Genomic DNA, 25,738 nt, shown 5'->3' on the forward strand with positions numbered 1-25,738 from the left:
TGGCGACATTGGAGCATAAGAACACATCTGCAAGCCACAGCTGGCTATTTCGATAGAAATGGCCATAAATACTGTAGACCACGGGGGAGGGAGCATAGGTCCGGGAGTGCAAGCGGCGCAGCATCCTGTAAGAACCGTTCAGTCAGAATTTGGAAACGTACACGCGATCAACACGACCACGGTTCACCGGACCTCGTCGAAATTTGCTCAAAAGGCCGGAAAACTGGGCGCTTCCGGTAAGAAAATCTTCGATCATGGTTAACCTCCGATAACCAGTAAGATAGTGTACCTTCCAGACCACGATCGCCAACAACGCGTAAGCGGTTCGAGATGGCGGCCGTCTGTGAGTTCTGACGAATAGTCAAGAACGGAGCGTAAATTTTTTAGAACTCTAAGGCGGAAGCCCATCGGCTGCTTTCGCCCACGAATTGCAGACATTCACCTAGCATACCCGCGCTACCCAAGAGCAGCCGTTCTAGAGATTATGCTTTCAACGTCCGCGTAGGGGTGGATAGCCGCCATGAGGTATCGGTCATACAATGGGCTCATGATGAAGAGCCTCTGACGGCATGAATGGTTTCTTCGTCTGCGGGATAGAGCATTTCTAGTGCAATCTCGGAGACAGTCACGTCGACCGGCGTGCCAAACACGGTGACCGTGCTGAAGAAGGAGAGTGGCCCGAGCTTCGTCTGGATCCGGAGCGGGATTGCGAGGGAATGAGCGACAGCATGTCCACCACGTGGTCGTTTCGAAGGCCGGTAGAGCGTCTCGGCTTCCTCCAGGAGATCGCGTAGTCCGGGATCGCCAGTTAGATAGACCTCACGGCGCAGCCGGTGCAAAAGGTGTTGTGCCCATTCGTCAAAATTAAGGATGCGTTGCCCAAGACCGCCCGGTCGAAAAGTCAGATGCATAACGTTAATAGGTATTTCCAGAAGCTCGGCGCTTATGCCTTCATAGAGTTCGGGCACCGCGGCGTTCGAAAGAACCACGTTCCAATGCCGGTCGATGGCAAACGCCGGGAACGGTTTGTGTGCCTCGAGCGTCAATTCGACCGCTGCACGGATGCCCTCGAACGATGCGTCATTAATAGACGTTTCGCCGAATATTGGTGCCATACCAGCCGCGACCAGCCACACGTTGCGCTCGCGAAGCGGAACATCGAGTTCGTCTGCAAGGCGGAGCACAAGTGCGCGACCGGGAGACGCCCGGCCCGTTTCAACGAAACCGAGATGACGCGCCGACACATCCGAGCGGAGCGCCAGTTCGAGTTGAGACAGTCGTCGCCGCTGCCGCCACGCGCGCAAATGTCGTCCGAAGGTTTCGACTTTCTGATCCATCTCGTTCCAAATCGTTGCGATTCTCGCCGACATTGGATGGAAGGCCGACAGCATCGCGCCTACCTATACCATGTCGGCCCGCGACGAAACAACTACCTCAGAGGTAGGTGACACCACCACTGTGAGCGAGACATCCTTGGATAGCGATGCAACCCGAGAGAAAGTCGATATGAAAGCGAACCTGCAAGACTTCACGAACCGATACGTGGCCGTATGGAACGAGGCGGATGCTGACAGGCGGCGCAGTGGGATCGAGACATTCTGGGCCGTGGACGGTAGCCATTTTATGCCGACGCGCGCATTCACCGGTCACGACAAGCTGAAGGAGCGTGTCGAGGAGGCCTACCAAGAGCTCGTCCGCGACAGGGGATTTACCTTCCGCCTCCATGGCGACCCATCTGGCCACCATGGCATCGTCAAATATGTCTGGGAAATGGTCGATCCTAGATCAAGCGCCATCATCGCGCTCGGATCTACCGTGCTGCGTCTGGACGAAAACGATCGCATCGTTTCCGAGCACCAGTTCGTCGAGCCACTTTCCGTGCACGCGTGATCGGTGTAACCATGGCTGTTACCTTCCTGATCAAATTCGATGTGGTGCTAGGTCAGCGAGAACGCTTTCTCTCGCTGCTCGAAGGCGTACTCGATGCCATGCGCGACGACCCCATGTTCCATGAAGCGATCTTGCATTGTGATCCAGAGTCCGCGCATCGCTTTATGCTCTACGAGACGTGGGAAGATTTTGACGATGTCGTGAATGTGCAGTTACGGCGTGCCTATCGGGAGGAGTGGCATGATGCGCTGCCGATGCTTCTCACGAAAGATCGCGATATCACATTATGGACTCCCATACGTGACGATCGCTCCGCGCATCGACTACCGGGGAGTAGCACTTCTTTTGGCGAGTGAGAAAGGCGGCGCCCGGCGCTAGGTCGCTATCCTCAGAAGTCGCTATAGGGGGCGAAAGCAGTCGAATAGGCGTGTCCGTTAAAGCGCGTGACCCCCGGCTACCTGAATGACCTGTCCTGTGATCCATGACGATGCGTCACTGAGGAGGAACAACACCGCATCTGCTATGTCTTCGGGGTTGCCTAGTCGACGTAAGGGGATCGAGGGCAGAACCTGCTTTTCAAGCGCATCATCGATGTAGCCTGTCTGCACTGGGCCCGGAGCCACTGCATTCACGGTAATGCCCGCTGGCCCCAGTTCAATCGCCGCCGCCCTGGTCATCGCTTCTAAAGCAGCCTTACTGGTTCCGTAAAAGACCTGGCCAGGAAAGGCGCGGGCAGCATCGGTGCTGATGTTGACGATGCGTCCTCCCGATCCCTGCCTGGACATTACTTGGCGAGCGAAGTCCGCCATAAGAAGCGTGGGGGCGGCGAGATTGACGTCATAGTGGCGACGATAGCGCCCGAAATCTGCGTCGATCAGACTGTCGGGGAGGTCACAGGCAGCAGCATTGTTTATCAGCCCGTCGAGCATGCCGACTTCACCCTCAGCCTCGGATATAAGCGTGGTGATCTCACTTTCAATGGAAAGATCGGCTGCGATGATAGCGGCCTTGCCTCCACGCCGACGTATATCGTCCGCAACTTCAGAGGCCGCATCCTCACCAAGGATGGTATGTGCCGCCTGGGATGCTACGGACGGGGAACGAAGATAATGAATGGCAACGTTGGAGCCTTGCCCCGCGAGCGCAATCGCAATCGCTCGCCCAATACCCGAATTTGCGCCAGTAACGAGATAGTTTCTGCCTGTCAGGCCGAAATGGAGTTTCATCGAATGCTTCCAGATAGATGTACCGCGATGACCGCCTCGCGCGTTGCGACTCAGCGGTCCAGCTAGAGAGACGCTCTTAGCGTCGACTAGATGCGAATCTGGTCAGCCATATCTACTCCCGAACAATGGAAGAGTTATAACGGGCGGCTTTAGGCAGATCAAGTGGCCGGCAGCAATGTACGCATCGGGCCTCTATGTTCCTTCTTGTGTCTTCTATCCCGGAATGGCGTCGATTGTCTTGAAAAACGCGCTCTTGCAGTTGTTTTGGAGGGCTGATTCAATCTTCGCGGAACGGTTCGATGATAGGCGAACGCACAGTGATGCAGGAGGCGCTGTTCTACCTTTTTGAAGCGCGGCGGCCTGCGAAAGGGGTAACTAGATCTGGTTGTGTCGCAAAATTTTCAGTCAGTTAGAAGCGCGCTTATCCTTGGGCACACTTATGCTGCGAGGTCCGCAAAGACCTGAAATGGCGAACGGTTGTCGTTGGCGAATTGGTTCTGCGGCTCATGTGGGCTACTTCCATTCCTGCGATGGTGGCCGAGGCGGAATGGAATGCTTTGAAGCCCATCATTGGTTTGGTAATCCGTTTGATAAAGCGGTGGTCTTGCTCAAGGATATTATTGAGGTATTTTATCTGACTGATTTCGATAATATCACCTGTTCCGGTGAATTTCAGGATGGCGTTAACTAACAGCCTGAAGGCCAGCCTGATTGGCGCCGCTTTTGTCAATGACAACCTTCTCGGGAACGCCGATAGTTGCAATGGCTTTCTTGAAAAAACGCCGCGCCGCAGCCAGATCCCGACGTTCAGACAGCATGAAATCAAGTGTTTGGCCATCGCGATCGACAGCTCGATACAGATAGGTCCATTTATCCCGAACCTTGAGATAGGTCTCGTCAACTCGCCAGGAACTGGCCGTGCGGCGTTTTCGTATCTGAGCTTGCTCAGCGATCTGCGGTGAGTAGCGAACCACCCATCGGTTTAGGGTTGCATGGTCAACCGAGATGCCTCGTTCATCAAGGATCTCCTGCAGTTCACGATAGGAAACGGGGTAGCGCACATAAAAGAACACCGCGTGCACAATGACGCTTTTAGGAAAATGTGCGGCTTTGAAATCGACCGCCATCCGCTTCCACCTCACTCAAGTCCTACATAGTGTCATGTGATAACCCATCAGATGTAAAAAATATGCGACACAACCCACCGCACGGCCGAATGCTCGCAACCTTCCTGTCCGGGATTGCTGAATTCGAACGCGACCTCATGAGCGAGCGCGTAAAGTCCGGCCTCGCCGCGGCAAGAGCGCGGGGAAAGCAGCTGGGCCGCCGGATGGGGCAGCGTCCCAAGTCGGATCGCCTTGCTCCAAAGGTCCTCGCTCTAATTTCCGAAGGAAGGAGCTACCGCTGGATCGCCCGTGACCTCGGCATCAGCAAGAATACTGTCGCGAATGTTGTGCAACGACATCGGGCGACTGAGCCGGATCGAAGACGATCAGAGCGATAGCTTCACCGATGATGGAAAAGTCCGGTCGACGGGTTCTCGGTTCTATAGGGCGAAGCGTTGCGGTTCGGCAGCACTGCACCTACTGGCCAGTTGTATACGCCAAGTCCTTGTTGTGCCGCAAGCAATGGCATAATTGTGGAAGAGGCGGATATCCGCGAACCAAACTGCGCAGGGCTGTAAACACGAAGTTCAGACTTGAATGTTTGGCTGAACGGCGTCATTTGGAAAGCCGACAAATCGGATAAATACCACTTCTGCCCCGAATATAATTGGTTTTGGAGATTACATGATCAGAACATTGATATTGGCTGCATCGCTTGCGGTCCTTACTGTACCAGCCCTGGCTCAGGGTGACGAAAACAATCGCGCAGGTCGTTACGAAAGCGAAGGTGGAGCGTCTCTCATTGTGGACCTGACGCATAAGTCAGGCAATGAGTATTCTGCCGCTATTGCGACGGCGGACAAAATGACCGATACGTTACCGGGTTGTGGTGGAAGTCTGAAAGGCGATGTCACCATTACAGGTGCTAGCGCAACCATGTCGATACCCAATGAAGGGTTCATTGAAAGCAAAAAAGAATCCCTGCAGAATAGCCGTTTTTGCAAGGTGAATTTTAAGTTCATGGATCAATACACGTTGAAGCTGGAAGAAGTTTCCGGTTGCTCTTACTACCATGGCGCCAGCTGCGATTTTAATGGCACCGTCGTGCATGAAGCGAGCGGAATTTAGCCGAGGCCTACAAATCGGCCACAAACCAGAACTTTAGAGGTTAAAAAAGGACAATGGCGGCTGTCGCATGGACAGTCGCCATTTTTGCTTAGGTACCAGTCTTACAAAAAATCCGATTACGGGCCGACCCCCCTGGCCGACATGGTGATCGCGAAGTACTGATCGCGCTTGCTTTTCTCAACGGTTGACAATTGGGCTATACCGTAATCGGCGAACGGCCCCTGCTCAAAGTTCGGATAATACCCTTTCCAGAAATAGCGCTGCTGCATATCATCGGCACGCATCTTTTGCCCAGACAAGCCCGCGACAAAGCGGGTGTCGTCTTCGCGGTCGCGTGCCTTGAGCGCGAGGCGAGCATCGGTCAATTGCCAGTGACACACGCCACGCCCATAATAATCCTCGTCCAGAATCATATCGGTATACACTATGCCGACATATTCGGTCGCCGAAACAGCCGAAAGGCGGAATGGTTCGTGGCTCGAGATAACGGGTACGTTGCCTGCCAGCCAGCGACTCTTACCACAGCGGGCCGCATTGCTGACATCGAACTGCACGGTACCTTCTACCGTTGCAAACCGCGCGCCGCCTTGGTCCGCAGGCGAGATATCGGAAACATTTTCAAGTTTCATGCGGATTTCATAAGCGCGTTTAGGGTTCGGATTGAGTTTGCGCAAAGGAGGCTTGGAACCGCTGACTTTGGTATCAGGGATTTTCTGCCCTGCTGCATAGCCTAGATCACCAGAGTCGATAGCGAAAAAGATCAGCGCTAGAAACAATCTGGGTAATTTGAAAACAACAAGTGAGCGAAAGGTACGATTCAATTTCGATCTTGCCTGTATGTGAAAACTCATCATCTGGCCCTTGATTACCACGTCATCTATTAGACCGAAATAATCTTTCTGCCTTGCGCGTCCGAAGATACCGTTCATCTCGGCCGTGCCGTCACCGAACGACGAACGCCGGTTTTGATGTCCCGCGAGACCTTCTAGCCCACATCTCTCCTTTGAGCTGGGCGCACATCCTGCTGATCGGTGAATATCACTGGCCCACGGAGTTAAATCCTTAGGGTGTCATTTCGCCCCCTACCGGAACCGACCCCTTTTAGACCGAGATCAACCCGGTGCCTTGTCGCAGGCCATTGGCCAAGGTGCGGATGCCGTGATCGATACCGTGGCATACGACGAGACCCACGCAAACCAACTGCTCGACATTGAGGCGTCGGTTGGGCAATTCGTGGTGATCTCGTCCTCCAGCGTTTATCGCGACGGAGCGGGCAGGACGCTTGATGAAGCCCGGGAGAACGGCTTTCCCGATCTTCCAGACGGAATGACGGAGAAACAGCCCACGGTCGAGCCAGGCCTCGAAAACTACTCGACAAAAAAGGTCGCTTTAGAAAGACGACTTCTCGACGCTGCACAGCAACCTGTCACGATCCTGCGTCCTGCTGCTATCCACGGCACCCATTCCACCCACCCCCGCGAATGGTGGTTTGTGAAACGCATGATGGATGGGCGCGTAGTCATACCGCTTTGCTTCAATGGACAAAGTCGTTTCCATACGACCGCAGCACTCAACATCGCCGAGGTTACAAAACATACCCTTGCCGAACGGCGGAAGCTCATTCTCAACATCGCGGACCCTATCGCTCCGACTGTAAATGAAATTGGCTCTCATATAGCCACAGCCATGGGATGGAATGGGACTTTGGTCCCGATTAACATGGGCGATCCACGTCTCGGCTCCCCCATTGGTTGGACACCATGGTCGGTGCCCGCCCCATTCACTTTGAGCACTGAAGCCGCACGGCAGATTGGATACACGCCAGCAACCGACTATGCGCGTTCAGTTTTTGCCACCTGCGAGTGGCTTAGAAACTCGGCAGACGAAAAGTGGCAAAAGCGGTTTCCGGTTCTGGCTGGCTATACAGTTCCATTATTCGATTACGAGGCTGAGGACGCATTCTTTAGCAGCTAGCCCATTTAGCTCGTCCGCTATTGAGCAGGCGGTGGCGCAACCGAAAGGGCCGGAATGGGGTCGGATGCGGTCATAGATGGCAGGGTCGCAGTGTCAGCAATCTCATGGGCGACAACCGAAACCGGATCGACCGTTTTGGCCTCATAACGGACATTCAGTCTTATAAAAGTCCCTTTTGAATGTTGCCAAAGTATCAAACGAAACGGGGCGGCCGCAAAGTTAACGCTTTGTCGAATGGCAATATGTCACAACGTCTAGCTCGGTGTCGTCACAAGGCGCCTGATATTCGTTCAAAAGCAAAACGTTTTCTGAAGTATTTTTTCTGAGATTCTCCAGCATGTTTGTTGCTGCGTCGTAGGGCTTCAGCGAGTTCATCAATTGGGTCTCCGCCAAGACGCCCCAAAGTCCCGCGAAGGGACGGCAATCTAAGCATAAGCTTACTTCTTCCGATATTGGATGAGAAACAGTAACTGACAACCGGTTTAAGATGATGCGATGCCATTAGAGCGTTTCCCTTTCATATTGGATCGTATCCGCACGAGTTGAAGTAATTCAGCGCCTCTTGCGGTTTGATGAGATCAACCAGCTTACCGATGCGATCCCAAAGCCCAGTTACTGTTCTCTCGGCAGCCTTTCGTAAGAGCGCCTTCAGCTTGGAGAAGGCCTTCTCTATGGGGTTGAAGTCTGGGCTGTAGGGAGGAAGGAACATCATTGTCGCGCCGACCGCCTCGATTAACTCCCTTGCTGGGGGTCGTTTGTGGCTAGACAGATTATCGAGGATAACAACGTCACCCGGTTTCAACATTGGAACCAAAACCTGAGCGACATACGCCTCGAACCAATCACCGTTGATTGGGCCGTCGATGACAAGTGGCGCGACCATTCCCGTGTTGCGCAGCCCCGCAACCAATGTGGTCGTCTTGCGATGACCGTGAGGAAAACCCATCCGCAACCGCTCGCCTTTGCGGCATCGCCCATGACTACGGGCCATATTGGTCGCCGTCCAGGCCTCATCGATAAACACGAGCCGCTCTGGATCGAGATCGAGTTGCTCCTCAAACCAGCATTGCCGCTTTTCCAGAACGTCCGGACGGCTTTGCTCTACAGCATGGCAAGTCTTTTTTGCGCGTTTGTTCTTGCCGGACAAGAAAGCGATGCAGTGCCGACTTGCTGATTACGATGTCTTGGGCAGCCAAATCATTGCGAAGTTCGAAGAGAGTGCTGTCCCTGTGTTCGCCGAGCCAGGTCATGATCTGATCAGCATGAGCTTCTGTCTTGTGGGAATTGCGGTCGCCGCCCAGTGGGCCGGGTCTAACATTTCCCTGCTGGAGTTGAAGGTTACGCCAACGGCTAACGCTGGCTGCGCTTACACCGAAACGCTCAGCAGCCTGGCGATGCGATGCGCCGCCGTCAACGGCGGCAACTACACGTATGCGAAGATCAATGGAAAGGGCTCGCGACATATCTGCTGACCTCCATCGGCAGATAGCTTGAATCAGAAAGTAACTGATTTGCAAACCCATCCGATTCAATCAGTCAGGGAAACGCTCAAAATTCCATACCAAAACGATAAGCTTAAGTGTTTGGGCAGCATGACACCGCATGCGGTGTCATGCAAGAAGGCAATGTCGATTGACAGCAAGCACCTTCGCAAGCAGAACCTAGAAGCTGACACTGAGCTTGGCGTTGAACCCGTTTTGTTTGGAGCCGGATGCAAACTGACCGTCATAGGAGATGCCGAGTGTGGCATCTTCTGCGAGCTTGAAATCAAGTCCTGCGCCGATGAGAGCTGCATCTTCAGCGATTGGAAGCCCGAAGACCGTGAAGGCATCCGAACCGATAAAGCTTGCGGTGGAAACCGGTGTGATATCACCATAGGCATGTCGCCAGCCAAGATCGGTCCGCGCTGTTGCCGTGATGCTGCCCAGAGCAAACTCTGTCGATGCGAGAAGCCCGAGCGTCGAGAAGCTCGTGTCCGTCGTGTCGGACTGAACCGAAAGGGCGGCGGCTGTCTGGCCCTTTTCATCAAGTCCGTCGGTCTTTAGGCGAACATAGGCAAGACCCGCATAAGGCTCGAACAGGGCTTTGCCATAGTGGAGCTTATAGCCAAGTTCGCCAAAGACCTGGAAAGTTCCCGCATCATAATCGCCGCTCAGATTATCGGCCAAGCCGGTGAAGGCGACAGAACGGTTCATGTCGATATTATGCCATGTATAGGCAAGACCGGACCGGAATGCCAAGGCATGTCCATTATTGAGCCTCCATTCCTTTCCTGCATAGGCGCCGAGTGTATGATTATCGCTGCTGCCCGACGAGGCGCGATCATCCGCATCGAAGCTGGAATGGCTGTAGCCGGCCAGAAGTCCGAGACGCCATGTGTCGAGGACAGTACCGTCGATACCGGTGACAAACCCGCCAACAGAGGATTCTACCGATCCTGCCTTGCTATTGCTATCCTGTCTCGTCCATGCGCCATATGCATAGCCCCAGGCGGTATAGAGATTTTGAGCAGGAGCAATGCTGGCCGGAGCTGCGGCATCGATGGCCGAGGCGGACGCCGATACATGCCTTTGCGAGCCGGCATAGGACAGCGCATTAATCGGCGTTGCCGGAGCGCCGCCAAACGCCTGCTGCAGACGACCAAGGGCTGCATTGCGAATAAACTGGCTGTCGTTGATCAGTACGCCTTTCGCGGAAGCGTAAGCCTCGCCGGAAAGGCTGTCGAAGGCTGCACGCGCCTCATCGGCCGACAGCATCAGCACGCTGTTATAGAGCGCAAGCGACGAACCCGTCTGCTGCAGACTATCCAGTCCTCCGGCCGTCGCATATTGATTGCGGGTCTGGGCCACAGTCGTGAAGAGGGCAGGGGAGGGCTTTTCAGGTTTAGGGGTTTCCGGGTCAACAGGTGTACCGGGCGTTGGCGTTTCAGGATCGACCGGTACCGCTGGATCTTCTTTGATCGCGATATTCAGAAGAATATCGTTCGCCATATAATTTACGGACAGATTGAGAAAGGCTGATTTTGAGACAACAGTATCAAAAGTCCCGCTGAGACCGCCGTCAGCGTGCAGAATGGTATAGCTTTGCCCGCTTTGATAACTCGTTTTGGGATCGATGGCAGAAACGGAAAGCATGCCGCCAGAAATCGTGGTCATGCCTGTGACACCCACGATATCAGAACGGCGATTTGAGGGACCACTTGCAGAAATTTCGACTTCAAGCGTTGAACCGGGTGCGAGCGTCAGATTGCCATCGACAGTCAGGATGCCGATGGAATTGCCCGGAGACAAGATACCACCTGACTGAACTGTCGTTTCCCCGACGGAGCCGTAACCGCCAAGAGTAGCCCCGGATAGAACATTGATGGACCCGCCAAGTGCAGCGCTGCTGTTGTTCGCGTCGCCGACAATCAGTTTGCCTTCCGCAACTGTCGTCGTGCCACTGAAATTATAGTTGTCGCCGTTGAGAAGAAGAGTGTCTGTACTTCTTTTGACGAGATTGCCGCCTTGCGAAATGTCGAACTGGCCTGAGAAACTACCACCATACACGTACAGAGAACTGCTCGCCCACGACACCGTGCCGCCAATGCCTGGCGTCGCATCCTGCAAGTTGCGAATTGTGCCACCATAAGTGGACATATCCAGCGTTGCGCCTGACGCCACGCGTGTTGCACCGGCGACGGCCGTAATATTTCCCAGCGAACTGTTGCCGTTTACAAGGCGTCCATATGAAACCGTTATGGTCGCATCGGAGCTTGTAGGCGTGCCGATGACGTCCATGACGACGGTTCCAGCACCGTCGGAGGCTCCAATTACCACGTCGCCTTGAAGGGAAAAATACTGGCCACCGCCACCATTCAACCAGAGCGCAGTGTCAGTTGCCGTGCTGATTGTGCTCGTTGTGCGAGCAACAATTAGGTAATCGTTGAGCGTAGAGCTGCTGGCGGAAGAATGCAGACGGCCACCGTTGAGCGTGATCAGTCCAGTACCCATCGCGTCAATGACATTACCGCCATCTTGATGATCGGCAATCAAAGTACCAGCTGAAATCGTCGTTCCGCCGGTGTAAATATTGCTCCCCGACAATGTCAGTGTTCCCAAACCCTGCTTTATCAAGGCCCCGGGTCCTGAAATTGCAGCTCCGGAGCCGAAATGCAGCGTTGCAGACGTGCCTATCGTATCAAAAACGGTATCTGATGCCAGTTCGACGCTGACGGAGTTGCCGTAACCGAAATCCGGTACATGCGTTTGATTGTGGGCGACGACATTCACGAACGCACGCCCGTCGGCGTCCGAAAATGTCAGTGTACCATTATTGAAAAAATATCCGCCATACACGTCTCCCAGAATATTGAGCTCCCCAACGGTGGCTTGCTGTCCGCCAAGATTAACACTGAAACTGACACCTTCCATTGCGTTGAAGGTTGCGACTGCCCCCGGCGCGTTGGGCACAGTGGTTTCCTGCCATCGAGTCGACTCTGACCAGAGTCCAGGACCTGTGACCCAAGTTTCCGCCTGGCTTGCAAGCGGCAAACTGATTGAAGCTGTGAGGGCGACGGAAGAAAGCCATAACAAATGCCTTTTCTGTCGAGAAAACTCCGCGTGCGAAGAACCGGTTTTCGAAAAATTCTGCCCCATTACTGCCCCCTGATGCGCAGTCAGTCACTACGTTGCAGCTTTATAAATCAGGAACAGCTATATTGCCAGCAGACTACATGGCATTTGCAATATAATCTCACAGAGGAGTGTCTTCTATTAAGTAGATGAGAAGCTGTTGAGGCGTGAATGATGATTAGTTTCTCATTACAAGAGCCGCGACGCCCGTCCACTACGCCGTTTGGCATTGTTGTAATACTCGGACGCCTGTTGCACAGAGCGATGGCGCGATTGTTCCACGGCTTCAGGGAGTGGAATGCCACGATTGGCCGCTTCGGTGAGATAACCGGAACGGAGGCCGTGGGCCGAGAATTCCTTGCCATCAAGCCCGGCCAATTGCGCCCGCTGTTTGACGATCCGGTTGACGGCGCTGGGTTCAAGCGCACGCGCCGAAACATTACCGCAGCGATCGACTTTTCGAAACACGCTGCCCTTGTCGATTTTGCCACTTCTAGCCAGCGAGTGAGGGCTTCGATGGGTCGGCCGGTCAGATAGACGGTTTCATCGTGATCGGTACCACTGGTTTTGGTGCGTCCGAGATGGATGCCGAGCGAGGGGAGGGGGGAGCCGTTCTCATCGGTGACAGGGACCTGTTTGACAAGCTGTTCCGTTCGCAAGCTGGCAACTTCGCTGCGCCTGCGCCCGCCTGAGGCAAAGGCCACCATCAGGATAGCTCGGTCGCGCAAAGCGGTCAGATCCTTGCCGGAACAGGACGCGAGCAACTTGCTCAGAATATCGCCGGTAATGGCATTGGCGCTCTTGCGGTTGCGCGGCCGGTTGATGGCGCGCACCGCGAGGCGGATTGCCGATTTGACGGACGGCGATGAAAACGATCCTTCCAGACCGCGCCAGCGTGTCAGCGTTGACCAGTTGGCAAGACGACGAACCGTTGCCGGTGCATGTGGCCCCGACACGCGCAGAAAGCCTTGTTGGCGTAGTTCATCTTCCACGTCGGCCGGCATGCCGTGACTGGGTTCGATCTCGCGTTGCTCTGGCCGCCACAGATGATGGGCGACAAACTTCAGCACCAGGGCTTCAGGTGCCGGAAAGGGGAGGGGGCTGCCAGTTGCAGCCATCGACCAGGCTTCGAGATAGGCCAGATCCGAAGTCAGTGCGCGCAGCGTGTTTTCGCCCATGCCTTCATTGACCAGATGGCGCAGGGTTTCGATATCCTGATCGGTCAATAGCCTGGCGAGCCTGTCGCGGCGGTTCAGCGGCAAGACAGCGGCAATCGTGTCGAGTGTTTCGGCGCGCAATAGTGTTCTGGATTGAACGCTGTTAGTGGCCATGGGCGAGCGGGCCCAGAACAATTGCCTTTTCCGCGCGGGCAGCGGCGGCCAGTTTGCGATCCAGCGTGGCCAGCGGCAGGGTTTCGGTCAGTGCGAGCGCCAGATAAGCAGCATCGTAAGCGCTGAGCTGATGGCGTCGGGCGACCCGAATGACCTCAGAATCCTCGCTGCGCGTTATCAGACGCAATGGCAAGGCACGAAAACGCGTCAGAGCTGTGTACACCATGTCCTCAGCAATCCGACCGCGCTTTTCGGCGATCAGTAGAATACTGCGGATTTCATGCTGTAGAAGTTCCGGGGCAACCGCGTCTTCATCGGCCAGTTGGTTCATCATCTGTGCGGCGAACGGATGATCTTCATCAGGCAGCAGCCACGCACCGGCTACTGATGCGTCGACAATAAAGGCCATCAGTAACGGCGCCCTTCTTCAATCCACGAGCGAATTTCTTCCTGCGTGACAGGTTGCGCCTGGGCCCGAAACGCACGTACAGCTTCAATCGCGGCCAGCCGCTGACGCCGTTCATCAAGCGCCACCAAGCGCGCGATGGGTGTGTTGCCACGCGAAATGATCACCTCTTCGCCGGCTTCGACCCGTGCTAGCAAGTCTGAAAGATGGGTTTTGGCTTCAGCGACTTTCACAGTTACAGTCATGGCCAGATCTCCGGCTGTTGATCAGGTGGCGGTGTGGCACCAATTATCGGTTCTTTCAGGGCTGTTGTAGCGGTATTCTCGGGATTGGTCAACGCCTTGGTCATCTAACATCCGATAACCAATAATACTGTACTTTCCAGACCACGATCGCCAACAACACGCATGCTGTTCCAGACGGCGGCCCTCTGAGAGATCTGACGCGTAGTCAAGAACGGAGCGTGAATTTTGTAGAACTCTGAGGGGCTGCTTTCGCCCAATTGCAGACATTCACGTAGCATACCCGCGCTACCCAAGAGCAGTAGTTCCAGAGATTATGCTTTCAACCTCCGCGTAGGTGTGGAAGGTTGACTGTCCGTTTTGCAAAATTGGCTGCTATACAGCTGCCCTTCGTTGGCAGCCAGCGGCACGGAGGAGTTTAGCATGACTATCGACATGGATCGGGGTGAGTTGTCCGCCCGCTACCATCGATTTGCAGTCCGTGAGGCGAGCGGGCGGTCTCCGTTATATGAGCACCTCACAATGAGCGTATCGAACGACGCAGAAGTTCTCAGCTTGATTGCAACCCTGCCTCAACCAAAGCAGCAGCCCAACCTACTTCTCGCCGCCTACCGCCACCTTTTTGGTGTCCCGGCGAACTACAGCGAGTTCAGGCAAGTTTTAGTGGATCGCTTCGATGCGGTTCGCTCCATCATGCTGGAGCGCTCGACGCAAACAAACGAACCGGGACGGTGCGCTGTGCTCCTGCCAGTGTTGGCCAGTCTGCCTCAGCCTCTAGCGCTTTTGGAGGTCGGAGCGTCCGCTGGGCTTTGCCTCTTTCCGGATCGATACGGATACGAGTACCCCTCACGGAGCCTCAAGCCCTTGGCGGAGGCTAAACCTCATCCCGTGTTCCCATGCACGGCTGCCGCAAATATCCAGATGCCTGACACGCTTCCGCAGATCGTTTGGCGGGCTGGTCTCGATCTAAATCCCCTGGACGCTGGTGACCCAGAGGAGGCCGCATGGCTCGAGACGCTTATCTGGCCCGAACAGGAAGAGCGCCGCAACCGGCTTCGTTTGGCACTAGGTATCGTGGCAGAGGAGAGGCCGACGATCGTACAGGGTGATCTCCTGGGACCAGAGTTCGAAGCTCTGTGCAGTCAAGCACCGCAAGACGCCACGCTGGTCGTCTTCCATACCGCCGTTCTCGCCTACGTCCCAAGCAACGAAGACCGCATGAGGTTTGCCAACCTAGTCTCCGCGCTGTCAGACATCTGGATCTGCAACGAGGCACCGAGCGTCATATCGCATTTTGGCTTCGCCTCCGCAGATGCTCCATCGAAAGGTGCCTTCCTGCTTTCAGTGAATAATCAACCCACGGCGTGGACCGACCCACACGGTGCTTGGATTGAAACGATTATGGATTCAACGTCCGCTTCCAAGGAGGAGGCCCGGCCTCACTAACGGCCGAAACGGGGGTCGGAAACAACCCTCGATGCCAATCATGCGCCACGCTGGCGATCTTTTGGGCGGTAACTGAAACCAGACTGATCACTTGGGGCTTCCTCAGCGACAGTCAGGGAAGCTTCCATTTCCCGACGTTCCCGAAGCTGCTATGACCATGTCATGGCGAAAAGTGTACTCAGGTTCTTCTTTGATTATGGTGCAGGAGGCTGTCTATGGACAGGTAATGCTGCAACACGTGATAGGCTCGACGTGGGGACTGTCGATGGGGCATCCTTTGATCTTGACAGTCGAGTGCGAAAACCTGCCCGCGTAGAACTTTCTGAAACGGCTCAAACTTTGCGCGATCAACTGGATTTCGAACACTCCGGTTATCTCAACCCAATGTATCCGCTTGATCCAAGCCTGTGGTCTCATACCCTTTGTGATCGTTTCCATGCGAATGTGGACAGATTACCAGCGCTTTTGCGAGAAGAAATTGGAGGGGACTACGACATTTTGGACGAACAAATGCGATATATGGAAGATCCGCAGCTAGATGAATATCTGATGGTCAATTCGGGGCTTTCCAGATTGAACGAAATCAAACTTCCAACCGTTCGCTAAGGGCCTCAAAGCAGTCGCGATGCCCGTCCGCTGCGCCGCTTGGCATCGTTATAGTAATCGGATGCCTGCTGCACGGAGCGATGGCGCGATTGTTCCATGGCTTCCGGAAGAGGAATACCGCGATTGGCCGCTTCCGTGAGATAGCCGGAGCGCAAACCATGAGCGGAAAACTCCTCCGGCTTAAGCCCTGCCATTTGCGCACGCTGCTTGACGATCCGGTTGATGGCGCTGGGTTCGAGCGCTCGTAGAGAAACATTGCCCCAACGATCGATTTTGCGAAACACACTGCCATTTTCGATCTTTGCCACTTCTAGCCAGCGAGTGAGGGCTTCGACAGGACGGCCGGTCAGATAGACTGTTTCATCGTGATCGGTACCACTGGTTTTGGTGCGTCCGAGATGGATGCCGAGCGAAGGAGGGGGGAGCCCTCCGCATCGGTGACAGGGACCTGTTTGACAAGCTGTACCGTCCGCAAGCTGGCTACTTCGCTGCGGCGGCGGCCACCGGAAGCAAAGGCCACCATCAGGATGGCCCGATCGCGCAGCGCTGTCAGATCCTCACCAGAACAGGGTCGCCAGCAATTTGCCCAGAATATCAGCGGTGATGGCATTGGCGCTTTTGCGGTTGCGCGGCCGGTTGATGGCGCGCACCGCGAGGCGGATTGCCGATTTGACGGACGGCGATGAAAACGATCCTTCCAGCCCGCGCCAGCGGGTCAGCGTCGACCAGTTGGCAAGACGACGACGGACCGTTGCCGGTGCATGTGGCCCCGATACGCGCAGAAAGCCTTGTTGGCGCAATTCCTCTTCCACGTCGGCCGGCATGCCGTGACTGGGTTCGACCGCGCGTTGCTCTGGCCGCCACAGATGATGGGCGACAAATTTCAGCACCAGGGCTTCAGGTGCCGGAAAGGGGAGTGGGCTGCCGGTTGCAGCCATCGACCAGGCTTCGAGATAGGCCAGATCCGAAGTCAGCGCGCGCAGGGTGTTTTCGCCCATGCCTTCATTGACCAGATGGCACAGGGTTTCGATATCCTGATCGGTAATCTCAACGCCATGGCGAGGCGCCCGCTGGGTCAGGTTGCAGGGCTAGGTGCATCCCTAATAGCTTCAGGATTGAGCCTCGTCGCCACGCCTTTTCGCCATAGGCTTGGGTGCCGCCGCAGTCGTGCTCGGAGAATTGTCGTTTCGCGTCGGCGACGCTCCAGTCGTACCCATTGTTTCTAGCGGAGAGAATAGGCACAGCAGATAGCCCGATTACCATTGCATCTCACCAGTCTAGGGACATCGGCTGGTGTCCAGAAATTCATGCGGCTTTCATACCACATCACCTGAAATTATCTGCCTGATTAGTCTTCTTGTTTTCATTACAGGAGCGCTCGAAACGACCGAAAATGGGTATTTGTGACGTAACTAGTCAGTAGTTTCGTAAGCGATTTTACCGTTTTCGGCATGTGCATGCCTCATAGCCTCCGGCAAATAGTCGGCCAGGTTTCATACCGATGTGAGCAGGAACGTCGAGCAAAGTTGTAACACGCAGCGCCTTGGCCATGGCAATTGAAGCCTCTGCACAAATGGTGGCATCTTCGGCAGCATTATGATGTTTGAAGCTCAATCCCAAATAACTGGCCAGTACATTTAATTTATGTGACGACAGATCGGGCCAGACCTTTTGCGCCATTTTGACCGAGCAAAGATATTGAAGCGCGGGATAGCTCTGTCGGTATTGATCAAGACACGCACGCCAGACACTGAAATCAAATGAAGCGTTATGCGCAATCATTGTTGCGCCGCAGAAATCATCGGCAAACTCACTCATAACTTCAGGAAATTCAGCCGCATCTTCGACATATTCCGGTCTAATGCCATGAATGGCGATGTTAAAAGAAGAAAAGCGCATCTCTTTGGGGCGGATCAATCGTTCGACGACACGCATAACGCGGCCGTTTTCAATCCATGCCAAGCCCACTGAGCAGGCGCTTCCCCGCTGTTCATTTGCGGTTTCAAAATCAACGGCAATAATTTTCAAGTTGCGCTCCAGCTATTGTTTAAGCTGTTTAAGTCTAAGCTCGACAATTGGCAAACGTGGACGGCCAGCAGAAACTGAGGCACATCCTCAAATTCCAGCGAAAGGAAAACGGGATTTCTGAACTGCGTCGACTACCGATCAACTCATACGATCAGCCTTGCCGCTTTTCCTGATTTGCATTCAGCATAATTGTAGTAGTGCGCTGCGTGATTGACGGATTTATGCTGCGACTGCTGCATAAACTCGGACAGGGAATGCCGTTGCGGGCGGCTTGTGTGAGATTGCCAAAGCGCCGGCCTCCAAACTTTGAGATTATCCTGCTTCTTGCAGAATAGTGCGGATAGGCAGTTGTGCTGTACCAAGATATCCTGCAACCATCCTGGTGATATGCTCCACAATATCGGCTTCATCGGAAAGTGAGTGGCCGCAGTCATTGAGAACGATGGCATGGGTCAATGTCTCTATTGGACAGTGTAGCCAGCATCTTGTCGACCATTGTTCCGAACTCCCCCGAGACTCACGTGGATCAAGTATCGTGAGCACCGTTTCGACAGAACTTGTGGCTGCACTAAAGCCGGGCTAGCATCGGCTCAACTGCTTTCCCGTTCTGCCCCCCGAATCTATGATGGAAGCCACCGTGAACGAACCGACCGCCATTGAAATTTCAGTCGCAGCCGCATCTCATAAGGGCGAATTTTTCCTAGTCGATGCCGGCTTCTTGGGCAACGGCAGGGTCCCCGGCATAGAAATCGCCAACGAAGAGAAGCTGGTCCAGCCGGGGATGAATGTCGTCTCGCGTCCTAACGGAATGCCAGATCAGTATCCGGAGCGTCCCCACCTGGTTCATGTACCGGAGAAGGGCGGAATGCCACGCGATCTGGAAGAATTCGCTGGCATATGGATTGTGTCGGAGCCTTTGAAGCAACTGTTTGAGCAGATGGACGCCGAGGCGTTTGCATTTATGGCATGCGACTTCAGCCTTGCTGACGGGAGCCTCGGTCCTCAGTACTACCTAGGCAATGTGCTGCGCAGACTCGATGCCCTGGATGAAGCCTCCTCTCGCGTAAGGATCAAGCTCGACCACAATTATCAGACCGGCGAGGACGAGAAACTTTATAGCCTCGTCGGCGGAGCCAGCTTGGTGTTCAAACCGGATGTTGTGGGAGATGCCCATATCTTCCGCCAGGATCGCATGGGAGCACCTCCCATCTGCGACCGCGCCATGTTTGATGCATTGAGTGCGGCCAACTACTCCGGCGTACGGCTGCGCGATGTAGCCGATATCTAAGAAGGACCCCTTTAAACGGATTCTTGAATGAGGTTTGTGCGCATGGTCGAGGCACCGGTTTTTCAGGGGCACCATCTGAGAACGCGGCATCCATGCACTCAGACGGCAAATCCAAGGACTGAGCGTCTGCCTGGATCGGTCTCACCTGGCTGAGCAAGGCCCGAACTATTCGTTCAAAAACCAATGACGATGGCTCCAAATTGTTCATTGAAAGCTATCACGTGGTCGGGCCACGTGCGGATGGTCGCCTCTCAACCCCGATGTCAGACATCTGGGCTGGACTTTCAAATCAACCTTGACGCGCGTCCGCTGCGCCGTTTGGCGTTGTTGTAATAGTCGGACGCTTGCTGCACGGAGCGATGGCGCGATTGTTCCATGGCTTCCGGAAGAGGAATACCGCGATTGGCCGCTTCCGTGAGATAGCCGGAGCGCAAACCATGAGCGGAAAACTCCTCCGGCTTAAGCCCTGCCATTTGCGCACGCTGCTTGACGATCCGGTTGATGGCGCTGGGTTCGAGCGCTCGTAGAGAAACATTGCCCCAACGATCGATTTTGCGAAACACACTGCCATTTTCGATCTTTGCCGCTTCCAGCCAGCGGTTAAGGGCTTCGACGGGCCGGCCGGTCAGATAGACGGTTTCATCGTGATCGGCACCACTGGTTTTGGTGCGACCGAGATGGATGCCAAGAGAGGGGAGGGAGGAACCATCTTCGTCAGCGACAGGCACCTGTTTGACAAGCTGTTCTACGCGCAAGCCGGCGACTTCGCTGCGCCTGCGCCCGCCTGAGGCAAAGGCCACCATCAGGATAGCTCGGTCGCGCAAAGCGGTCAGATCCTCGCCGGAACAGGTCGCGAGCAACTTGCTCAGAATATCGCCGGTAATGGCATTGGCGCTCTTGCGGTTGCGCGGCCGGTTGATGGCGCGCACCGCGAGGCGGATTGCCGATTTGACGGACGGCGATGAAAACGATCCTTCCAGACCTCGCCAGCGGGTCAGCGTCGACCAGTTGACGAGACGACGACGGACCGTTGCCGGTGCATGCGGCCCGGATACACGCAGAAAGCCTTGTTGGCGCAATCCTTCTTCCACGTCAGCCGGCATGCCGTGACCGGGATCGACCGCGCGTTGCTCTGGCCGCCACAAATGATGGCCGACAAATTTCAGCACCAGGGCTTCAGGTGCCGGAAAGGGGAGTGGGCTGCCGGTTGCAGCCATCGACCAGGCTTCGAGATAGGCCAGATCCGAAGTCAGCGCGCGCAGGGTGTTTTCGCCCATGCCTTCATTGACCAGATGGCGCAGCGTCTCGACATCTTCATCGGTCAAAATGCCGGCCAGCATGTCGCGGCGGTTCATCGGCAAGACAGCGGCAATCGTATCTAAAGTCTCGGTGCGTTTTTCAATCGAACTTGACGACGAGCTGCTCATTTCGGCAGTCCGTTCTCGTCATATAGTTCATCATGGTTCGAAGCCTGGTGCGTGTACGCAGGCCTTCCCATAAGCGCCAGCGCCCAGACTTCATCCCATGTACCTTGGCCGTTCTGCGAAATTGGCACGATCGCGGCGATAGGATCGCCAGCTCGACAGATGACAACCTCGTCATCGCGCAAAACGAAGTCAATTAGTTCGTCAAATCGCTCCGCTGCCTCGGCAATGTCCACGAATACCTTCACCGCCACTACCCTTACCAGACGCGCTCATGCAGAATCGCGTCGAACGCCAGATCCGCCGAGATGAAAGTGCAGTGCTCAAGCCGCGCCTGAGCGGCAAGAATCCGGTCCCACGGATCGCGATGTTCCCAATCAAAATTTGCTGCCAGTTCGGCATGCAGATCGGTGATGGCTAGTGTTTGCAGGCCGCTTCCCGTGACGGCTGCCCGCAGTTCCTGGGGCTTGAGATCAAGCTTGTTCAGGCGCATCTTGTTCTCCAGCTCATAGAACGTGACCGCACTGACGAGGATAGCATTTGCCTTGTCCTCGATCAGCGATCGTGCCTTTGTGGACAGGCGATCACTACCGATTGTCCACCAGTAGACGGCGTGGCTGTCGAGCAGGATTTTCATTGCGTGTTTTCGCTATTGTTGGATTTGCCTTGCCAGACGCCGGTATCATCATTCCAGTCTCCGGCATCGATCGCCGCCTGCTCTGCATCAACTGTATCGAACAGGTCGTCGGGCAGGCGACGATGGCGCAACAGGCCAAAAGGGCGCTTGCCACCGTCCGCTGCTGGACCGATGCGGGCGTAAACTTCGTTGCCACGCATGATGATGATCTCTTCGCCCTGGTTGGCGCGATCAAGGACTTCGGCGAAATTCTTGCGGGCTTCGCTGATCTTGTAGCTTGTCTGGGGCATCAGGGCCTCCGAAATTGGTCGTACGCCATTGATACCATTGTTTTACAGCACGTACAAGTTCCGCGTACACATCGCCTCCGATAACCAATATAATCATGTACTTTCCGAACTAAGGTTGCCAACAACGCGCATGGGTTCCAGACGGCGGCCGTCTGTGAGCTCTGACGGATAGTCAAGAACTGCTCCGCCCATCTGCTGTTTAACCTGACGATGTAAATCGCTCTCGCCTCGTTTAAGGTGGTCGGTGATGGATACCTTCAACGCGCTGGGAGGAGGACGTGGTGTGCAATACATTGATCAGGTGATAATGTTTGCTGCGGGCATATGGATGAGTCTGGTCGGCTTTCGCCACATCAAATTCGACAGCCATCAGGAACGGTTCAATCACCTTGTTCGGCAATTTAAGTGGATGGGCCCGCTGTTAGTTCTGATTGCTGTTGTGCTGGTCTTTGCACCGCGACAATAAAGTGGGCGCCGGGCAAGTGTTCGGGCAGGCCGGAGGTAGGCCGTCAGCTATTTATCCGACTGGCGGATGATCTGCGAGAATTCCTTCTCTGGTATTGTCCTGCTGAAGGCGATTACAGGCGGTTCCCGCATAAAAAATTGCGGTGGTTGCTTCGCGTCGGCCGGACAGTAGCCTTCGATCTTAATTCGAGACGTTCGGGCTCGCTGTCAGTTGCTTTTGAAGCAGAATCCAATTGGCGATGGCGCCGGCCCTACAGAGTTCCCGCGCCAGCTCGACGAACGAGTTCGTCCACTACAACACGGACCCTCGGCAGCATGGTGCGGGTCGCTGGCCAAACCGCATTGAACGGAGACCGCACACGGCAACGATCCGGTAGCACCACGACCAGCTCACCCCTATCGATGCAAGACTGAACAAGTGACTGCGGCATTTGACACAAGCCAAAGCCTGCTGTTGCCATTGCGATGATAACCTCGCCATCGCTGGCTTGGTAGGTTGCCGGCGGGTCAAAAGACAGGATACGGTTCTCCTCGTCGAGAAAGCGCCAGGAAGTTGGTCGCTCAGGCTGGCTTCCCAAAATACAGGCGTGACGATGCAGGTCATTCTGGTTCACCGGCACACCGTGCGCTTCTAGATAGCTGGGCGCTGCACAAAGAAGCAGGCGTTGTGATCCTAGGGGGCGGGCAGCGATGTCGGCGCGATCCGGCAGCTCGCCGAACCGAAGGCACAGATCCACTCCTTCCTCCACGGGATCGATGATCCGATCCGAAAAGCTCGCTGCCAGGCGTAGATCGGGGTGTGCCCTGAGAATATCCAGTAGGACCGGCATGGCGACCAGACGACCAAATGCCGCCGGCATATCTACACGGAGTATACCCCGCACCGTACTTGCCTTCGAGCGGGCAGCGTCCTCCGCCGAACGTAGCTGATCAAGTGCGGCCTCGGCTTGCTCGAGATAAGCCGCGCCCTCCGGTGTCAGTGACAGCCGCCGTGTCGTCCTATGCAGCAGCTTGACGCCAAGCCGGTTTTCGAGTTGCACCACCGATTTGGCGGCGGCTGACTTGGTAATACCAAACCGAGCGGCAGCCGCAGTGAACGACCCGGATCTTACCGCGCTGATGAAGACTTCGACGCCAGCGAAAGTGTTTGTGATAGCCATCCTACGCGCCTCGATTGACATCCTCAAGTATACGATTTGGCGAACAATTGCGCAATTGTCGCCATGTCTGCGCGCGGTTATATCTGCTCTCAGTCCAAAGGAGTTATAGATGTCCCGTTTGTTCGTTCCGTTGAAGATTGGCGCTCTCGATTTGCCCAACCGCATCATCATGGCACCGCTCACCCGCAAGCGCGCTGGCGTCGAGCGCGTTCCGAACGCCATGATGGCGGAATACTATCGGCAACGGGCTGGAGCTGGTTTGATCCTGAGTGAAGCGACCTCCGTGTCTCCTCAAGGTGTCGGCTATTGGGGCACACCCGGCATTTGGAATGATGCACAGGTGGAGGGGTGGAAACACGTCACCCAAGCGGTTCACGAAGCTGGTGGCCGCATGTTTCTGCAGCTGTGGCACGTTGGCCGCATCTCCGACCCGGAACTCCTCGATGGCGAACTTCCGGTAGCACCCAGTGCGATCCCCGCGGCTGGGCATGTCTCGTCGCTACGGCCGAAGCGGTCATATCCGGTGCCACGTGCGCTGGAAACCCAAGAAATTCCTGGGATCGTCGAGGATTTTCGCCGGGGCGCCGAGCGGGCGAAGGCGGCTGGCTTCGACGGGGTCGAACTGCATGCGGCCAATGGCTATCTCATCGACCAGTTTTTGCAGGACAAAACCAACAAGCGAACCGATCGATATGGCGGCTCGGTGGCGAACCGCGCCAGGTTCCTGCTCGAAATCGTGGATGCAGTGATCGAGGTGTGGGGTGCTGATCGTGTGGGAGTGCATCTCCGGCCTCGTGGCGAGGAACACGACATGGGCGACAGCAATCCCGGCGCGATCTTCGGTCACGTCGCCGACGAACTAGCGAAGCGGAAGCTCGCGTTCATTTTTGTCCGTGAGATCGAAGCCGAAGACAGTTTGCTCGGCGAGATCAAGCGCCGATTTGGTGGCCCGGTCATTGCCAACGAACTTATGTCCCAGGAAGACGGCGAGCGGTTTATCGAAGCCAGCATTGCCGACGCGCTGGCATTTGGGCGCGACTACATCGCCACTCCCGACCTTGCAGAACGCCTTCAGCAGGGCCTACCCCTGAACATACCGAACAAGGATACGTTCTACGGCGAAGGTCCAGAGGGTTACATTGACTATCCGAGATTCTCGCCGTTGCCTTGTTAAGGCGGTCCGCTTAGCTGACCTTGCCACCTTGTTGAATGGCATCCGTCGCAAGTTTCGGGCATTTTCGCGGTAGCAGTAAGTCAGAGCCACTATACGCCAAATACGGCTTGCACACCCTCCGCAAGCGGGAAACTCGCTTTGGTGCCGGTGCTTACCGTGTTCGTAATCGAAGCCTCGCTCTTTCGTAGATTAAAGGGATCTCCCGATGCCACAGCTTTGAAGCACTTGATGACAGTCATTTCCTGTCAGAAATGCTCCTTATCGCCTGTCAACCATGTGTGATACCTCCTCCGGCGCGAAGCGCTATGCACACCATGATTGTTTCCGCAACCTCCTCTTTCGAGGCAGCAGCCTGGATAGCCCGCTTCGCGTGATCGGCAATGCAGCTAGAACACTGCGTTGTCGATTAATCCGTTCAAAGGATAATGGTTTCCCCATCACCGGGAGTGCGCAGCTTGTCGGCGAAACCGTTGATCCGGGCAAACGCCCGTAGGTCAGCCCGGCTCACAGTGCAGTGGTTCACTGCTTCCATATGGCTGCCGATCAGGAGGGTTTCTGGGACGGCTTTGTGGACCGAAAGCACATCTTGCGTTCCCATGATGATGCCGCCCTCGATCCCTACGACCATCGCATACCCGGTGTTCAGGATCGCCACATCTGGACGATGCGTTTTCAGAGCTGTCGCTACCCGTTCGTGCCAGATCGTGTCGCCAGCCAGATAGACGGTCTTTAGTCCGGCTTTCTTGAACACGACACCGCACGCCTCACCGAGAAGGTTGCCGATCTTGGCGTAGTGCGCCTCGGTCCCGTGACGGCCGTCCGTCTTGATGAGCTGTACACCCTTGAAGCTGGACGTGTCCGAAAGCACGCGCACATCGGAGAACCCCTGTCCCCGGATGGTTGCAGCATCCGCATCGTTCTGCGCGAAAATCGGCAGCGCCCTCGGCAGAACCTTGCCCGCTTCTTCATCCCAATGGTCTTCGTGCAGATGGGTGACGATCACCGCGTCCACGTCGATGATTTCTTCCTTCGTTATCGGAAGATGCACAAGGGGATTGCGCTCCTCGCTGTTCACCGAGCCTTCAAAACCCGGCCAGGCGTGACGGTCCGAAAGCATCGGATCGACAAGAAAGCGAACGCCGCCATAGGCGATATGGAGCGTTGCGTTGCGTATCTGCGTGATTTTCACACTGCCCTGCGGCGTGGCGGTAACCTGCGCGCTTGTCGGAAAGGCACTGGCGACAAGCGCAGCACCCGATAGGGCAAAAAGCTCTCTGCGTGTGGTCATGATAGTCTTCTCCCGA

24 protein-coding genes and 4 pseudogenes are annotated in these 25,738 nt (G+C 55.4%); 10 read left to right on the forward strand and 18 right to left on the reverse strand.

What is annotated here, in order from left to right; genetic code table 11:
• Positions 1 to 545: 545 nt before the first annotated feature.
• Positions 546 to 1,391, reverse strand: coding sequence for a helix-turn-helix transcriptional regulator (locus KMS41_19120; GenBank protein ID QWK80718.1), 846 nt, complete (start codon positions 1,389 to 1,391; stop codon positions 546 to 548).
• Between the two features lie 115 nt (positions 1,392 to 1,506).
• On the opposite strand from KMS41_19120, the gene KMS41_19125 reads away from it, so the two are divergent.
• The gene (locus tag KMS41_19125; protein ID QWK80719.1) at positions 1,507 to 1,890 is read left to right on the forward strand and encodes a hypothetical protein; all 384 of its coding nucleotides are present in this window, start codon (positions 1,507 to 1,509) and stop codon (positions 1,888 to 1,890) included.
• A gap of 11 nt (positions 1,891 to 1,901) precedes the next feature.
• Positions 1,902 to 2,246 carry an antibiotic biosynthesis monooxygenase gene (locus KMS41_19130; protein QWK80720.1) on the forward strand — a complete coding sequence of 115 codons (345 nt, stop codon included), beginning with the start codon at positions 1,902 to 1,904 and terminating at the stop codon, positions 2,244 to 2,246.
• A 78-nt stretch (positions 2,247 to 2,324) separates the two neighbouring features.
• Here the strand turns inward: KMS41_19130 and KMS41_19135 are convergent, their stop codons facing one another.
• Together KMS41_19135 and KMS41_19140 are read right to left on the reverse strand one after the other, a co-directional pair.
• A complete protein-coding gene (locus tag KMS41_19135; GenBank protein ID QWK80721.1) occupies positions 2,325 to 3,116 on the reverse strand; it encodes an SDR family oxidoreductase in 792 nt (263 codons plus the stop codon).
• A 437-nt stretch (positions 3,117 to 3,553) separates the two neighbouring features.
• Positions 3,554 to 4,243, reverse strand: a pseudogene (locus KMS41_19140) (IS6 family transposase).
• Between the two features lie 62 nt (positions 4,244 to 4,305).
• Between KMS41_19140 and KMS41_19145 the strand changes: the two are divergent.
• Positions 4,306 to 4,620, forward strand: a complete 315-nt coding sequence (locus KMS41_19145) for a recombinase family protein (protein ID QWK80722.1) — start codon at positions 4,306 to 4,308, stop codon at positions 4,618 to 4,620.
• Between the two features lie 286 nt (positions 4,621 to 4,906).
• The gene (locus KMS41_19150; protein ID QWK80723.1) at positions 4,907 to 5,350 is read left to right on the forward strand and encodes a hypothetical protein; all 444 of its coding nucleotides are present in this window, start codon (positions 4,907 to 4,909) and stop codon (positions 5,348 to 5,350) included.
• A gap of 116 nt (positions 5,351 to 5,466) precedes the next feature.
• Here the strand turns inward: KMS41_19150 and KMS41_19155 are convergent, their stop codons facing one another.
• On the reverse strand, positions 5,467 to 6,279 hold the full coding sequence (locus KMS41_19155) for a hypothetical protein (protein QWK80724.1): 813 nt from the start codon (positions 6,277 to 6,279) through the stop codon (positions 5,467 to 5,469).
• A gap of 229 nt (positions 6,280 to 6,508) precedes the next feature.
• Between KMS41_19155 and KMS41_19160 the strand changes: the two genes are divergently transcribed.
• A complete protein-coding gene (locus KMS41_19160; protein QWK80725.1) occupies positions 6,509 to 7,324 on the forward strand; it encodes a reductase in 816 nt (271 codons plus the stop codon).
• Positions 7,325 to 7,841: 517 nt separating this feature from the next.
• Here KMS41_19160 and KMS41_19165 read toward each other — a convergent pair.
• The 5 genes and pseudogenes from KMS41_19165 to KMS41_19185 all read right to left on the reverse strand — a co-directional run bounded on the left by KMS41_19165 (position 7,842) and on the right by KMS41_19185 (position 13,919).
• A protein-coding gene (locus KMS41_19165; GenBank protein QWK80726.1) for an IS630 family transposase occupies positions 7,842 to 8,787 on the reverse strand; the annotation gives its coding sequence in 2 pieces (ribosomal slippage) (positions 7,842 to 8,448 and positions 8,447 to 8,787; 948 coding nt in all).
• A gap of 198 nt (positions 8,788 to 8,985) precedes the next feature.
• On the reverse strand, positions 8,986 to 11,775 hold the full coding sequence (locus tag KMS41_19170; GenBank protein QWK80727.1) for an autotransporter domain-containing protein: 2,790 nt from the start codon (positions 11,773 to 11,775) through the stop codon (positions 8,986 to 8,988).
• Positions 11,776 to 12,126: 351 nt separating this feature from the next.
• Positions 12,127 to 13,268, reverse strand: a pseudogene (locus tag KMS41_19175) (tyrosine-type recombinase/integrase).
• Positions 13,258 to 13,677, reverse strand: coding sequence for a type II toxin-antitoxin system VapC family toxin (locus KMS41_19180; GenBank protein ID QWK80728.1), 420 nt, complete (start codon positions 13,675 to 13,677; stop codon positions 13,258 to 13,260). The pseudogene KMS41_19175 and the gene KMS41_19180 overlap by 11 nt, the downstream one beginning before the upstream one ends.
• The gene (locus tag KMS41_19185; GenBank protein ID QWK80729.1) at positions 13,677 to 13,919 is read right to left on the reverse strand and encodes a type II toxin-antitoxin system prevent-host-death family antitoxin; all 243 of its coding nucleotides are present in this window, start codon (positions 13,917 to 13,919) and stop codon (positions 13,677 to 13,679) included. The genes KMS41_19180 and KMS41_19185 overlap by 1 nt, the downstream gene beginning before the upstream one ends.
• Before the next feature lie 432 nt (positions 13,920 to 14,351).
• Between KMS41_19185 and KMS41_19190 the strand changes: the two genes are divergently transcribed.
• Complete coding sequence (locus KMS41_19190; GenBank protein ID QWK81115.1) at positions 14,352 to 15,362, forward strand: DUF2332 domain-containing protein; 1,011 nt, start codon at positions 14,352 to 14,354, stop codon at positions 15,360 to 15,362.
• A 162-nt stretch (positions 15,363 to 15,524) separates the two neighbouring features.
• A complete protein-coding gene (locus KMS41_19195; GenBank protein ID QWK80730.1) occupies positions 15,525 to 15,968 on the forward strand; it encodes a hypothetical protein in 444 nt (147 codons plus the stop codon).
• A gap of 5 nt (positions 15,969 to 15,973) precedes the next feature.
• Here KMS41_19195 and KMS41_19200 read toward each other — a convergent pair.
• Together KMS41_19200 and KMS41_19205 are read right to left on the reverse strand one after the other, a co-directional pair.
• Positions 15,974 to 16,966, reverse strand: a pseudogene (locus KMS41_19200) (site-specific integrase).
• 439 nt (positions 16,967 to 17,405) lie between these two features.
• Positions 17,406 to 17,996, reverse strand: a complete 591-nt coding sequence (locus KMS41_19205; protein QWK80731.1) for a 3'-5' exonuclease — start codon at positions 17,994 to 17,996, stop codon at positions 17,406 to 17,408.
• 594 nt (positions 17,997 to 18,590) lie between these two features.
• On the opposite strand from KMS41_19205, the pseudogene KMS41_19210 reads away from it, so the two are divergent.
• Positions 18,591 to 19,284: pseudogene (locus tag KMS41_19210) on the forward strand (DUF1629 domain-containing protein).
• 284 nt (positions 19,285 to 19,568) lie between these two features.
• Here the strand turns inward: KMS41_19210 and KMS41_19215 are convergent.
• From KMS41_19215 to KMS41_19230, 4 genes are read right to left on the reverse strand one after another with little or no spacing between them, the layout of a single operon-like run.
• A complete protein-coding gene (locus KMS41_19215) occupies positions 19,569 to 20,711 on the reverse strand; it encodes a site-specific integrase (GenBank protein QWK80732.1) in 1,143 nt (380 codons plus the stop codon).
• Positions 20,708 to 20,944, reverse strand: a complete 237-nt coding sequence (locus KMS41_19220; GenBank protein ID QWK81116.1) for a prevent-host-death family protein — start codon at positions 20,942 to 20,944, stop codon at positions 20,708 to 20,710. Before KMS41_19220 ends, KMS41_19215 begins: the two co-directional genes overlap by 4 nt.
• A gap of 23 nt (positions 20,945 to 20,967) precedes the next feature.
• On the reverse strand, positions 20,968 to 21,345 hold the full coding sequence (locus KMS41_19225) for a type II toxin-antitoxin system VapC family toxin (protein ID QWK80733.1): 378 nt from the start codon (positions 21,343 to 21,345) through the stop codon (positions 20,968 to 20,970).
• Positions 21,342 to 21,635, reverse strand: coding sequence for a type II toxin-antitoxin system prevent-host-death family antitoxin (locus tag KMS41_19230; GenBank protein QWK80734.1), 294 nt, complete (start codon positions 21,633 to 21,635; stop codon positions 21,342 to 21,344). Before KMS41_19230 ends, KMS41_19225 begins: the two co-directional genes overlap by 4 nt.
• A 247-nt stretch (positions 21,636 to 21,882) precedes the next feature.
• Here KMS41_19230 and KMS41_19235 point away from each other — a divergent pair, with 247 nt between their 5' ends.
• Positions 21,883 to 22,101, forward strand: a complete 219-nt coding sequence (locus KMS41_19235; protein ID QWK80735.1) for a hypothetical protein — start codon at positions 21,883 to 21,885, stop codon at positions 22,099 to 22,101.
• Positions 22,102 to 22,351: 250 nt separating this feature from the next.
• Here the strand turns inward: KMS41_19235 and KMS41_19240 are convergent, their stop codons facing one another.
• Entirely contained in the window at positions 22,352 to 23,260 is a 909-nt protein-coding gene (locus KMS41_19240) for a LysR family transcriptional regulator (protein QWK80736.1), read from the reverse strand.
• Positions 23,261 to 23,369: 109 nt separating this feature from the next.
• Here KMS41_19240 and KMS41_19245 point away from each other — a divergent pair, with 109 nt between their 5' ends.
• Entirely contained in the window at positions 23,370 to 24,434 is a 1,065-nt protein-coding gene (locus tag KMS41_19245; protein QWK80737.1) for an alkene reductase, read from the forward strand.
• 268 nt (positions 24,435 to 24,702) lie between these two features.
• Here KMS41_19245 and KMS41_19250 read toward each other — a convergent pair whose 3' ends face one another.
• Positions 24,703 to 24,816 (reverse strand): hypothetical protein, encoded by a 114-nt coding sequence (locus KMS41_19250; GenBank protein ID QWK81117.1) that lies wholly within the window; start codon positions 24,814 to 24,816, stop codon positions 24,703 to 24,705.
• Between the two features lie 33 nt (positions 24,817 to 24,849).
• On the reverse strand, positions 24,850 to 25,722 hold the full coding sequence (locus KMS41_19255) for an MBL fold metallo-hydrolase (protein ID QWK80738.1): 873 nt from the start codon (positions 25,720 to 25,722) through the stop codon (positions 24,850 to 24,852).
• Positions 25,723 to 25,738: the final 16 nt, after the last annotated feature.

The organism is Ochrobactrum sp. BTU1 (genome assembly GCA_018798825.1).
Classification (GTDB): domain Bacteria; phylum Pseudomonadota; class Alphaproteobacteria; order Rhizobiales; family Rhizobiaceae; genus Brucella.